General features: G+C 75.7%; 11 protein-coding genes. 4 read left to right on the plus strand and 7 right to left on the minus strand.

Features of this window, described 5'->3' with window-relative positions; genetic code table 11:
• Positions 1–60: 60 nt before the first annotated feature.
• Both ACFWEK_RS12645 and ACFWEK_RS12650 read left to right on the plus strand, forming a co-directional pair.
• Positions 61–978: an ABC transporter ATP-binding protein gene (locus tag ACFWEK_RS12645; RefSeq protein ID WP_430554277.1), complete on the plus strand. Its 918-nt coding sequence runs from the start codon at positions 61–63 to the stop codon at positions 976–978.
• Positions 975–1,790 carry a hypothetical protein gene (locus ACFWEK_RS12650; protein WP_430554278.1) on the plus strand — a complete coding sequence of 272 codons (816 nt, stop codon included), beginning with the start codon at positions 975–977 and terminating at the stop codon, positions 1,788–1,790. The genes ACFWEK_RS12645 and ACFWEK_RS12650 overlap by 4 nt, the downstream gene beginning before the upstream one ends.
• Here ACFWEK_RS12650 and ACFWEK_RS12655 read toward each other — a convergent pair.
• Genes ACFWEK_RS12655 through ACFWEK_RS12670 form a run of 4 tightly spaced genes read right to left on the minus strand, consistent with a single transcriptional unit; the run spans position 1,787 to position 6,792 of the window.
• Positions 1,787–3,421 carry a phytoene desaturase family protein gene (locus ACFWEK_RS12655; RefSeq protein WP_430554279.1) on the minus strand — a complete coding sequence of 545 codons (1,635 nt, stop codon included), beginning with the start codon at positions 3,419–3,421 and terminating at the stop codon, positions 1,787–1,789. The genes ACFWEK_RS12650 and ACFWEK_RS12655 overlap by 4 nt on opposite strands.
• A complete protein-coding gene (locus ACFWEK_RS12660; RefSeq protein WP_430545679.1) occupies positions 3,418–4,782 on the minus strand; it encodes a dipeptidase in 1,365 nt (454 codons plus the stop codon). The genes ACFWEK_RS12655 and ACFWEK_RS12660 overlap by 4 nt, the downstream gene beginning before the upstream one ends.
• Complete coding sequence (locus ACFWEK_RS12665) at positions 4,779–5,294, minus strand: hypothetical protein (RefSeq protein ID WP_430545680.1); 516 nt, start codon at positions 5,292–5,294, stop codon at positions 4,779–4,781. The genes ACFWEK_RS12660 and ACFWEK_RS12665 overlap by 4 nt, the downstream gene beginning before the upstream one ends.
• Before the next feature lies 1 nt (position 5,295).
• Entirely contained in the window at positions 5,296–6,792 is a 1,497-nt protein-coding gene (locus ACFWEK_RS12670) for an APC family permease (RefSeq protein ID WP_430545681.1), read from the minus strand.
• 126 nt (positions 6,793–6,918) lie between these two features.
• Between ACFWEK_RS12670 and ACFWEK_RS12675 the strand changes: the two genes are divergently transcribed.
• Positions 6,919–7,857: an NAD(P)-dependent oxidoreductase gene (locus tag ACFWEK_RS12675; protein WP_430545682.1), complete on the plus strand. Its 939-nt coding sequence runs from the start codon at positions 6,919–6,921 to the stop codon at positions 7,855–7,857.
• A gap of 67 nt (positions 7,858–7,924) precedes the next feature.
• Here the strand turns inward: ACFWEK_RS12675 and ACFWEK_RS12680 are convergent, their stop codons facing one another.
• On the minus strand, positions 7,925–8,689 hold the full coding sequence (locus ACFWEK_RS12680) for a DUF3995 domain-containing protein (RefSeq protein WP_430545683.1): 765 nt from the start codon (positions 8,687–8,689) through the stop codon (positions 7,925–7,927).
• A gap of 60 nt (positions 8,690–8,749) precedes the next feature.
• Here ACFWEK_RS12680 and ACFWEK_RS12685 point away from each other — a divergent pair, with 60 nt between their 5' ends.
• Positions 8,750–9,310 (plus strand): TetR/AcrR family transcriptional regulator, encoded by a 561-nt coding sequence (locus ACFWEK_RS12685; RefSeq protein WP_430554280.1) that lies wholly within the window; start codon positions 8,750–8,752, stop codon positions 9,308–9,310.
• 21 nt (positions 9,311–9,331) lie between these two features.
• Here the strand turns inward: ACFWEK_RS12685 and mutM are convergent, their stop codons facing one another.
• On the minus strand, positions 9,332–10,276 hold the full coding sequence (gene mutM / locus ACFWEK_RS12690; RefSeq protein WP_430554281.1) for a bifunctional DNA-formamidopyrimidine glycosylase/DNA-(apurinic or apyrimidinic site) lyase: 945 nt from the start codon (positions 10,274–10,276) through the stop codon (positions 9,332–9,334).
• The gene (gene rnc / locus ACFWEK_RS12695) at positions 10,269–10,952 is read right to left on the minus strand and encodes a ribonuclease III (RefSeq protein ID WP_430554282.1); all 684 of its coding nucleotides are present in this window, start codon (positions 10,950–10,952) and stop codon (positions 10,269–10,271) included. Before rnc ends, mutM begins: the two co-directional genes overlap by 8 nt.
• Positions 10,953–10,983 lie beyond the last annotated feature (31 nt).

Below are 10,983 nucleotides of genomic sequence, written 5' to 3' on the forward strand. Positions count from 1 at the left end.
GGGTCCTCCCAGGGTGATGCCGGATGCCGGGCCGCGTCCCGGCGCCCGTAGGGTCGCCGCATGATCACGATCGACGCCCTGACGAAGCGGTACCGCGGGGTGACCGCCGTCGACGACGTCTCCTTCACCGCGCGCCCCGGCCGGGTGACCGGCTTCCTCGGCCCGAACGGCGCCGGCAAGTCCACCACGCTGCGGATGCTCACCGGGCTGGGCGAGCCGACGTCCGGCACCGCGAGGGTGCTGGGGCGGCGCTACGCCGACCTGCCGAACCCGGGACTCGACGTCGGCGTGCTGCTCGACGCCTCGGCCCAGCACGGCGGCCGGACCGGTCTCGAGACGCTGACGCTCGCGCAGCGCACCCTGGGCCTGCCCGCGAGGCGCGTGGACGCGGTGCTCGACCTCGTCTCCCTCACCGAGGCGGAGGCGCACCGGCGCGTGCGCGACTACTCCCTCGGCATGCGCCAGCGCCTCGGCGTCGCGACCGCGCTGCTCGGCGGGCCGCAGGTGCTCGTGCTCGACGAGCCCGCCAACGGCCTCGACCCCGCCGGCATCCGCTGGATGCGCGACCTGCTGCGCGGGTTCGCCGACGACGGCGGCACCGTGCTGCTGTCGTCCCACCTGCTCGCGGAGATCCAGATGATCGCGGACGACATCGTCGTCATCGGGAACGGCCGCGTCGTGGCGCAGGGCACCAAGGACGAGCTGCTCGCCGGGCACGGCACGCTGGTGCGCGCCGCCGACCCGGCCACGCTCGCCGCCGCGCTGACCGGCGCCGGGTTCACCGCCGCCCCCACCGCCGACGGCGCGGTGACCACCGACGCCGGCCTCACCGCCGCGGGCGCCGCGGCCTTCGCCGCCGGGATCGCCGTCACCGAGCTGCGTGCCGGCGACGGCGCCAGCCTCGAGGAGACCTTCCTCGCGCTCACCACCGACACCCAGCGCGACACCCCGCGCGCGAGCACCGGAGCCGCCGCATGACCGCCGTCGACACCACCGCACGGCCCGCCTCGGACGCCGGGGCCCCGGCGCTGCGCGGCACGACGGCGCCCCCGCTGGGGCGGCTCGTCGGCGTCGAGCTCCGCAAGGTGCGCAACACCCGGGCCGGCGCCTGGCTGCTCGTCACGATCGCCCTGATGGTCGTCGGCATCACGGGGATGGGCATGCTCTGGGGCGTCGGCTCGAGCGCGTCCCTGGGCTCCTTCGTCTCGGTCCAGGTGATGCCGATGCAGCTGCTGCTGCCGATGGTCGCCGTCCTGGCGATCACCGGCGAGTGGAGCCAGCGCGGCGCGCTCACCACGTTCGCCCTGGTCCCGCGCCGCGGCCGCGTCGTCGCCGCGAAGGCGCTCGCGGCGCTGCTCGTGACGCTGGCGGCGACGGTGCTGTCCGTCGCCGTCGCCGTCCTCGGCGTGCTCGTGGGCGGCGCGGTCCACGACGTCCCGGTCGCCTGGGACCTCACCGCCGACCAGGCCGCCCGCGCCCTGCTGATCAACGTGCTCTCGGTCGCCGTGGGCTTCGCCCTCGGCGTGCTCATCAGGTCGTCGGCGCCGGCGCTCGTGGCCTACCTCGGGTTCGTGCTCGTCGCGCCGATGCTGTCCGCGATCGCCGCGGGGTACGTCGCCTGGTGGGCCGCGCACGGGCTCTGGTTCGACCTCGCCACGACGCTGCAGGCCATCTCGGCCCCGCAGGTGACCGGAGAGACCTGGGCGCAGCTGGGCACGTCGACGCTCCTGTGGGTCGGCGTCCCGCTGGTCGTCGGGCTCCGCGGGCTGCTGCGGACCGAGATCCGCTAGCCGGGCCGACCCGAGACGCCCAGCGCCGCCATCGCCGCGGCGCGGCCGGGGACGCCGCTCACTCCCCCGCCGCGCCGCGCTCCCGCGCCGGCCAGCAGCACGCGCGGGTGCGCGGTCTCCCCGCCCCAGGAGCCCGGGCGGTCGAGGCCGGCCTCGTCGTCGTCCGGCGCCCACGGCCACGACAGGTCGCGGTGGAAGATGTGCCCGCCCGGCAGGCCGACGTCCCCCTCCAGGTCCACGGGGCTGCGGACCTCGACGCAGGGGCGACCCTCGGCGTCGCGCAGCAGCACGTCCTCGATCCGCTCGGCGAGCACGGAGTCCAGCGACGCGAGCGTGGCCGCGAGCGCCCGCTCCCGGGCGGCGTCGTGGGAGCTGTCGGGACCGAGGGCGTCGCCGCGGAACAGCCGCGCGGGCATGTGCAGGCCGAACAGGGTGAGCGTGTGGGCGCCCGACGCGCGCAGCTCCGGCCCGAGGATCGACGGGTCCGTCAGGGAGTGGCAGTAGGTCTCGCACGGCGGCAGGTCGGGGATCTGCCCCGACGCCGCCTGCGCGTGCGCGGCGCGGAGCTGCGCGGCCGACTCGTTGACGTGGAACGTGCCGCCGAACGCGGCGGCCGGGTCGACGCCGTCCCGCAGCCGCGGCAGGCGCCGCAGCAGCAGGTTCACCTTGAGCTGGGCGCCCTCGGGCGGCGCGGAGGTGGCGCGGCCCGACGGCGCGGCCCCGGCCGCGGCGAGCAGGCGATCGAGGGTGGCGGGCGCGGCGCCGCACAGCACCGCGCCCGCCGCGACCTCGTGGTCGCGACCGTCGTCGTCGGTCCACGCGACCCGCGCCTCGCCGCCGCCGGGGTCGACGGCGGACACCTCCGCACGCGTCACGACCGTGGCGCCGGCGGCGACCGCCGCGTCCCGGAGCGCCCCGGACACGGCGCCCATGCCGCCCACCGGCACGTCCCAGTCCCCGGTGCCGCCGCCGATCACGTGGTAGACATAGCAGCGGTTCTGCGCCAGCGAGCCCTCGTCGAGGTCGGCGAACGTGCCGATCAGCCCGTCGGTGGCGACGACGCCCCGCACGACGTCGGAGGCGAACCGCTCGCGCAGCGCCTCCCCCAGCGGCCGCTCGACGAGGTCGTGCCAGGTCGCGGCGTCGTCCACGAGGGCGCGGGCCTCGGCGCGCGACGGCAGCGGCTCGGTGAGCGTCGGGAAGAGCCGGCGCGCCAGGCGGCCGGTCGCGGCGTACCAGCGCTGCCACGCCGCGTGGTCGCCCGCCGCACCGACGGCCGCGAACGAGGCCCGCGTGGCGGCGTCGTCCCCCGTGTCGACCAACAGGCCGGCGTCCCCCACGGGCGTGTACGAGGAGTACCGGCGGCGGCGCAGGGTCACCGGAAGCCCCAGCTCCTCGACGATCCGGCGCGGCAGGAGCGACACGAGGTAGGAGTAGCGCGACAGCCGCGCGTCCACGCCCGGGAACACCCGCGCCGACACCGCCGCGCCGCCCACGTGGTCGAGGCGTTCGAGCACCAGCACGCTGCGCCCCGCCCGCGCCAGGTACGCGGCCGCCGTGAGCCCGTTGTGCCCGCCGCCCACCACGACGGCGTCGTAGCGGGCGGCGGCCGGGCGGCGCTCTGCCGTCATGCGCCGAGGCGGGCCAGGAACAGCGCCTCCCCGACGGCGAGGTTCTCGATCTCGCTGGGGTGCACGCTCTCGTTCGGCGCGTGGATGAGGCAGGCGGGCTCCTCGACACCGAGCAGCACGATCGCCGCGTCGGGGTACTGGCCCGCGAGGATGTTGCACAGCGGGATGGACCCGCCCTGCCCGGCGGTCACGGTGGCCCGGCCGTAGGCGTCCGCGAGCGCGGTGGAGAGGGTCTCGAAGACGTGCCCCTCGGTGCGGGCGGCGAACGGCTGGCCCGGCGTGTCCCTCTCCACGGTGACGCGCACGCCCCACGGCGCGTGGGCCTCGAGGTGCGCCACGAGCTTGTCCTGCAGGTCGCGGGCGTCCGCGCCGGGCGGCACGCGCAGGTTGAGGCGGGCCGCGGCGCGCGGCTGGATCGCCGCGGCCGACCCGACGACGGACGGCGCGTCGATGCCGAGGATCGTCACGACCGGGCGGGCCCACAGCATGTCGGCCACGGCGCCGTCGCCGAGCAGCCGCGTGCCCGGCAGCGCGCCCGCGTCGGCGCGGAACTGGTCGGTGTCGTACCCGACGCCCGGCCACGTCCCCGAGGCGTCCACGCCGTCGATCGTCGTGTTCCCCTCGGCGTCGCGCAGCGAGGCCAGGAGCGCGACCAGCGCCGCGAGGGCGTCGGGGGCGGCGCCGCCGAACATGCCCGAGTGGATCTCGCCCTCGAGCGCCTCGACGCGCACGACGACGCTCGTCGCGCCGCGCAGCGACACGGTGAGCGTGGGCAGGCCGAGCGTCGCGTTGCCGGTGTCCTGGATGAGCATCGCGTCGGCGGCCAGGGCGCCCGGGTTCGCCTCCACCCAGCCGTCGAGGCCGCCCGTGCCCTGCTCCTCCGAGCCCTCGATCACGATGCGCACGCCTACCGGCAGGTCGTCGCCCACCAGCGACCGCAGCGCCCGCAGCGCCGTGAGGTGCGTGACGATGTTGCCCTTGCAGTCCGCCGCGCCGCGGCCGTAGAGCCGGCCGTCGCGCTCCGTGAGCTCGAACGGCGGCGTGGTCCAGGCGGCGTCGTCGAGCGGCGGCTGCACGTCGTAGTGGGCGTACAGCAGCACGGTCGGCGCGCCGGGCGGGCCGGGCCGGTACCCGACGACGACGTCCGAGCCGTCGGGGGTGCGCTCGCGACGCGCGTCGTCGATGCCCTCGGCGCGGAACGCGTCGACCACCCACCGGGCCGCGCGCTCGCACTCCTCGCGCGGGAAGAGCCGCTCGTCCGCGACGGACGGGATGGCGACCAGGGTGCGCAGGTCGTCGAGCGCCCGGGGCAGCAGCGGCGCGACGGCGGCGCGCACGGCCTCGACGTCGGTGGCGGTCATGAGGTCTCCTCGGTGCTGGCATCGGTGCTGGGCTCGCCGGCGGGCTGGGTGGTGGTGTCGTCCAGGTTCAGCGAGTCGACGTAGGCGTCGAACTCGTCGAGCTGGTCGGGGCAGTAGGTCTCGATCACGAGGCGGTCCCCCTCGAGTCGGCGCTCGTCGAGCACGGAGGGCCGCAGGCCCGGGCCGGCCGCGCCGTTCGCCGAGCCCAGGTTCGCCGTGGCGTCCACGAGCGCGGCGGGATCGGTGCAGAACCCGCCGCCGTCGGACCCGAGCACGCGGGCGATGGTCTCCTCGGAGAAGGCGGTGATGCCGATGTCGGCGAACGCGGCGTGCAGCGTGGCGGCCTTCTGCTCCGCCTCGCGCTCGTCCTGCCGGTCCTGGTAGCCCGCGAACTGGATCATCATGATCGCGCCCAGCACCAGGATCAGGACGGCGGCGGCCGTGTACGTGATCCAGCGGTGCCGCACCGGCGCGCCGGGCTCCGTCCCCGGCGACGGCGTCGTGGTGGTCATGTCACTCCCCCTCGTCCGTCGAGGCGCCCGTCGGGGCGTCTGTCACGACGTCCGCCGGCTGCCGCCACGACGGCTTGCGCAGCCTCAGGAACAGCCACGGGATCAGCAGGCCGATGATGCCGAGCCCGCCGCCGACGATGAGGATGTACACCCCGACCGAGCCGCTGGAGAACTGCGCGGGCGGCACGAAGCCGATGATCAGCGCGGCCACCGAGGCGAGGAAGCCGACCACGCACAGGAGACCGAGCGCCGGGGCACGATAGCCGCGCGGGTGGTCGGCGGCGGTCCGCCGTAGCCGCATCGCCGCGACGAACAGCAGCAGGTACATGATCAGGTACACCTGCGTGGTGATCACGGACAGGATCCAGTACGCGCTGGAGACGTCGGGGATGAACGCGTACAGCAGGGCGATGACGGTGGTGAACACGCCCTGCGCCACGAGGATGTTCTGCTGCACGCCGTTCTTGTTGAGCCGCTGCAGGAAGGGCGGCATGTAGCCCTCCTCGCGCGCCACCGTCAGCAGGCCCTTCGACGGCCCGGCGAGCCAGGTGAGCATGCCGCCGATCGACGCCGCGATGAGCATGAGGCCGAGGATCGGCGTCAGCCACGACACCCCGAAGTTCGCGAAGAACGCGTCGAACGCCTGCATGACGCCGGCGGTGAGGGAGAGCTGGTCGGCCGGGATCACCCAGCTGATCGCGACCGCCGGGAGGATGAAGATCACGAGCACGAGCCCGATCGCCAGGAACATCGCGCGAGGGAACTCCTTGCCCGGGTTGCGCAGCGTGTTCACGTGCACGGAGTTCATCTCCATGCCGGCGTACGACAGGAAGTTGTTGACGATGAGCACGAGGGAGGCGATGCCCGTCCACTGCGGCAGCAGGTGGGACGAGTCCATCGGGGCCGCCGACTGGTTGCCCTGCCCGAGGAACACGATGCCGAGGACGACCAGGATGGCCGCGGGGATCAGCGTGCCGATGACGAGCCCCGCGCTGGACAGCCCCGCCACCGTCTTCGTGCCCTGCGACGACACCCACACGCCGGCCCAGTAGATGACGACGATGACGATCGCCACGTACACGCCGTTGGACGCCAGCGCCGGGTTGATGACGTACGCGAACGTGCTGGCCACGTACCCCAGCAGGCTCGGGTAGTAGAAGATCGTCATCGCGAACTGGCACCACACGGCCAGGAAACCGAGCGGCTTGGACAGCCCCTCCGCCACCCACCGGTACACGCCCCCCGACCATCCGGACGCCAGCTCCGCCGAGACCAGCGACGTCGGCAGCAGGAAGACCAGGGCCGGCACCACGTACAGGAACACGGCCGCGAGCCCGTAGACCGCCATCGTCGGCGCGGCCCGGAGGCTCGCCACCGACGACGTGATCATGAACGCGAGCGTGATCCACGTGATGTAGTTGCGCGGCGTGCGCGCCGTCATCGCCTGCCGCACCTGCTCGCGGGTCGGCGGCGCCGTCCCCGTCCCCGACGTCGTCATGCCGACCTCCTCGACACTCTGCCCACCCGGCGGACGCCGGCCTCTCGCACGATATGAGCGCAGGTCACGGGGCGCACGGCGAACGGCACCGAACCGCCCGCCGGCGGGCTGCTAACGTCGCGAGGCGTGAAGCTCCTCGTGCCCGGCAACGTGCCCTTCGACCTGACGATCGACGTCCCCGGCGTGGAGGTGGCGCGCTACGTGATGCGCGACCCGGTGCCGGAGGAGCACACCGACGCCGACGCCCTGGTCACGTGGTCCAGCCCGCAGCGGGTCATGGAGGACGCCGCGCGCCGGATGCCGCACCTGCGCTGGGTGCAGACCCTCAACGCCGGACCCGACCAGGCGCTCGCCGCCGGGTTCGCGCCCGACGTCGTCATCTCGTCGGGGCGTTCCCTGCACGACGCGACGGTCGCCGAGCACACGCTCGCGCTCGTCCTCGCCTCCGTGCGGCGCCTCGACCGTACGCTCGAGGCGCAGCACGAGCGCCGCTGGGACCGGGACCTCGGCAAGGAGCAGGCGAACCACGAGTCGCAGTTCACGCTGCACGGCGCCCGGGTCACGATCTGGGGCTTCGGCTCCATCGCCGCCGTCCTCGCCCCGCTGCTGGCGGCGCTCGGCGCGCGCGTGACCGGGGTCGCGTCGTCGGCGGGCGAGCGGTACGGCTTCCCGGTGGTGGCGTCGATCGACGAGGTCGCGCCCACGACCGACGTGCTCATCTCCCTGCTGCCCGCGACGGAGGCGACGCACCACGCGCTCGACGCCCGCGTGCTCGGCCTGCTGCCCGCGCACGCGCGGTTCGTCAACGCCGGCCGCGGGGCCACCGTCGACGAGGAGGCGCTGGTCGCCGCCCTCCGCGACGGCACGATCGCCGGCGCCGCGCTCGACGTCACCGAGACCGAGCCGCTGCCCGAGGACTCGCCGCTGTGGGACGCCCCGCACCTCATCCTCACGCCCCACGTCGCGGGCGGGCGGCCGCAGGGCGCGGCCGGCTTCGTCGCCGAGCAGGTACGGGCCTGGCAGGCCGACGGCGCCGCCGGGCTGCGCAACGTCGTCGCGCGCTGAGTCGCCGACGCATGCGAGAGGGGCCCCATGACACGCCACCCGTCGACGACGTAGCGACCCTCGGAGGTCAGGCCGCGAGGGCCAGGCCGGCGGCGGCGCCCGCCGCGAGCAGGCCGACGGCCGGCGTCCACCACCGGTCGTCGGCGCGGGCGAACCGGGTGCCCCGCACCCGCTTCGAGACGCCCACGTACCGCCCGTCCCCCACGACGCGGGCCAGCAGGACGACCAGGGCCGCGACGCCGAGCCCACGCCACCAGCCCCCGTCGGCACCGAGGGCGAGGGCGACGACCACCGCCGCGTAGGCGACGAGCGCCACGACGACGGCCAGCGTCGCCAGCGGCCCCGGCCGGACCACGGGCTCGCGGGTGCCGCGGCGCTGCGGCAGCACCCGGCCCGCCCCGGCCGTCGCGCCCACCGCCCAGGCGGCGTGGAAGCCCGCGGCGACGAGCGCGGCGAGGACGGCGGCCCCGGCTCCCGCCCACAGCGCGGCCTCGGGGATCGCACCGCCCGCCCCCAGGGCGAGCAGTCCCGCCGCGGCGAAGACCGGCCAGGCGAGGTGGCCGGGTACGAAGGCGAAGATCAGGGCCCCGGTGGCCAGGCACAGCGCACCGACGGTGACCGGCACCGACCAGCCGAGCAGCATCGCGGCGAGCGCGTACCAGGCGAGCGACAGCGCGTGCCAGACGGCGCGGACCAGCCGGCCGTCCCAGGGATGCGCGAGCCGGGTGCGCCAGCCGGGCGAGGCGAGGAGCGGGCGGACGATCACGTGCTCCCCGAGCACGGAGTGCAGCGTGGCGACGGCGGCGAGCAGGACGGCGGCGGCGATCGACATCGGATCCTCCATACGGTGGCGTACGGCCACGGTAACCGTACGGTGGCGTATGGTCAACGGATGGCTTCGCTCTCCGCCGCCGACTGGGTCCGCGCCGCCGCCGAGAGGCTCGCGGCGGACGGCGTCGACGCCGTCCGCGTCGAGCCCCTCGCGCGCGAGCTCGGCGTCTCCAAGGGGAGTTTCTACTGGCACTTCGGCGACCGTGCCGCCCTGCTCGACGCCGTGCTCGAGCACTGGCGCACGGTCGGCACCGCCGGCGTGATCACGCGGGTGGAGGAGGCGTCCGACGACCCCGCCGACCGGCTGCTCGGGCTCGCCCGCCTGGCCTTCGAGCACGCGGGCGGCGGACCCGGCGCGGTCCTCGACGGCCGGTTCGACGGCGCCGTCCGCGCCTGGGCCGCCCACGACGCCCGCGCCCGCGACGCGGTGCACGCCGTCGACGGGGCACGGGCCGCCTACCTGGAACGGCTCCTCACCGGGGCCGGCGCCCCGGACGCCCCGCGGCGCGCCGCGATCCTCTACCGCGCCCTGCTCGGCGAGTACGCCATGCGCAACGCGGGAGCCGGCGCGCTCGACCGGCGCGCGGTCGACGACCTGGCCGCCTGGGCCCTGGGCCGGTGAGCCGGCGGCGTCAGGAGCGCGTCACCAGCGGCCGTTCCGCGGCCGCGGCTGGCAGACCGGGCAGGTGTACGACGAGCGGTTCATGAACGCGTCCCGCCGGATCGGAGTACCGCAGCGCGGGCAGGGCTCGCCCTCGCGGCCGTAGACGGCGAGGCCGCGCGCGAAGTAGCCGGACTCGCCGTTGACGTTCACGTACAGGGCGTCGAAGCTCGTGCCGCCCTGCGCGAGAGACTCCGACATCACCTCGGCGGCGGCGTCCAGGGCGCGGCGCACCTCCGCCGCCCGCAGGCGGTCCGTCGCGCGCGCGAAGTGCAGACGCGCGCGCCACAGCGCCTCGTCGGCGTAGATGTTGCCGACGCCGGACAGCAGCGTCTGGTCGAGCAGCGCCCGCTTGATCCCCGTGCGCCGCCGCCGGGTCGCGGCGACCACCGCGTCGGCGTCGAACGCGGGGTCGAGGGGGTCGCGGCCGATGTGCGCCACCGGCTCCGGCACGGCCGGCAGGTCGCTGCCCAGGCCGCCGGGGGCGCCGTCGGACGTCGGCTCCAGGTCGACGACGGACAGGTGCCCGAACGTGCGCTGGTCGACGAAGTCGAGATACTCGGCACCGCTCGGGGCGTTCGCGAGGTGCAGGCGGGCGCGCAGGTGCGGGTGCGCCCAGTCGCCCGCGACGGCGGGGTCGCGCACCAGCAGCTGCCCGGACATGCCGAGGTGCGCGAGCAGCGCGGCCGCGGGGGCGGCGTCGGCGGTCCCCGGCGCGTCGCCCCCGAGCGGCAGCCAGAGGAACTTGCCGCGACGCACGGCGGCGGCCAGACGCCGGCCGCGCAGCTGGTCGGCGAACCCCGCGGGGCCGCCGTCGTGCCGCCGCACGGAGTAGTCGCGGAACACCTCGACCTCCCGCACGACGGCGCCCACGACGAACCGGTCGAGGCCGTCGCGGACGGTCTCGACCTCGGGGAGCTCAGGCACCGGCGGCGTCGCCCTCGGCCATCGACGTCACGCCCGACGTCGGCTCGGCGCCCGGCACCGGAACCTGCTGCAGGGCGCGGTACGCCTCCTCGGCGGCGGCCTGTTCGGCGTGCTTCTTCGCGGAACCGGTGCCGAGGCCCAGCACCGGGCCGGCGGTCACCTGGGCGTGGAAGACGCGCGCGTGCTCGGGGCCCTCGCCGGTGACCTCGTACACGGGGGCGCCGAAGCCGCGCACGGCGGCCGCCTCCTGCAGCGACGTCTTCCAGTCGAGCCCTGCGCCGAGCCCGGCGGCAGCGTCCAGCGTCGTGTCCACGAGGCGGTGCACCAGCTCTCGCGCCGGCTCCAGGCCGTGCGACAGGTAGGTGGCGCCGATCAGCGCCTCCACGGTGTCGGACAGGATCGAGTCCTTGTCGAACCCGCGGGTGCGGAGCTCGCCCTTGCCGAGCAGCACGTACCCGCCGAGGTCGAGGCGGCGGGCGATCGCCGCGAGCGCGCGCTGCGACACCGTCGCCGCGCGCATCTTCGCCAGCTCGCCCTCGGACTGGTCGGGGTGGCGCCGGTACAGCGCCTCGGTCACGACCAGCCCCAGCACGGTGTCGCCCAGGAACTCGAGCCGCTCGTTGGTCGGGATGCCCCCGGCCTCGTGCGCGAACGACCGGTGCGTCAGCGCAAGCACGAGAAGCTCGGGGTCCCGGGGGTCCCCCCGC

This window comes from Isoptericola sp. NPDC060257 (assembly GCF_042726645.1).
GTDB lineage: Bacteria > Actinomycetota > Actinomycetes > Actinomycetales > Cellulomonadaceae > Isoptericola > Isoptericola nanjingensis.

What these genes read in the sequence shown, in the direction of transcription:
- ACFWEK_RS12660 (WP_430545679.1), bottom strand. Translation starts at nt 4,782, where the DNA reads ATGACCGCCACCGACGTCGAGGCCGTGCGCGCCGCCGTCGCGCCGCTG.
- ACFWEK_RS12685 (WP_430554280.1), top strand. Translation starts at nt 8,750, where the DNA reads ATGGCTTCGCTCTCCGCCGCCGACTGGGTCCGCGCCGCCGCCGAGAGG.
- ACFWEK_RS12665 (WP_430545680.1), bottom strand. Translation starts at nt 5,294, where the DNA reads ATGACCACCACGACGCCGTCGCCGGGGACGGAGCCCGGCGCGCCGGTG.
- ACFWEK_RS12655 (WP_430554279.1), bottom strand. Translation starts at nt 3,421, where the DNA reads ATGACGGCAGAGCGCCGCCCGGCCGCCGCCCGCTACGACGCCGTCGTG.
- ACFWEK_RS12680 (WP_430545683.1), bottom strand. Translation starts at nt 8,689, where the DNA reads ATGTCGATCGCCGCCGCCGTCCTGCTCGCCGCCGTCGCCACGCTGCAC.
- ACFWEK_RS12645 (WP_430554277.1), top strand. Translation starts at nt 61, where the DNA reads ATGATCACGATCGACGCCCTGACGAAGCGGTACCGCGGGGTGACCGCC.
- ACFWEK_RS12670 (WP_430545681.1), bottom strand. Translation starts at nt 6,792, where the DNA reads ATGACGACGTCGGGGACGGGGACGGCGCCGCCGACCCGCGAGCAGGTG.
- ACFWEK_RS12650 (WP_430554278.1), top strand. Translation starts at nt 975, where the DNA reads ATGACCGCCGTCGACACCACCGCACGGCCCGCCTCGGACGCCGGGGCC.